The sequence below is a fragment of the Lewinella sp. IMCC34191 genome (genome assembly GCF_003390935.1).
In the GTDB taxonomy this organism is placed as follows: Bacteria; Bacteroidota; Bacteroidia; order Chitinophagales; family Saprospiraceae; genus Neolewinella.
Genome location: NZ_QNQZ01000048.1, coordinates 1 through 205, shown reverse-complemented (window position 1 = coordinate 205; position 205 = coordinate 1). Strand labels below are relative to the sequence as shown.

The 205-nt window shown below is 61.0% G+C and carries 1 protein-coding gene; it reads left to right on the top strand.

All coding sequences use genetic code 11. The features are described 5' to 3' along the window. Positions 1–205 (top strand): thrombospondin type 3 repeat-containing protein (locus DRW39_RS22150; RefSeq protein WP_198664988.1); only part of this gene is annotated, 205 nt, incomplete at both ends.

The window sequence follows — 205 nt, the reverse complement described above, 5'->3', positions numbered from 1 at the left end:
CCGAACGACTCGCTGGTTGCCTGTGAGCAGCCGGAGGGTTACGTAACGGACAATACCGATAACTGCCCGGCCACCGCCAACCCGGATCAAACCGACAGCGATGGTGATGGTACCGGAGACGCTTGTACCACGATCGTCGACAGCGACAATGATGGCATCGCCGACGAGGTCGATAACTGTCCCACGACCGCCAACCCGGACCAGG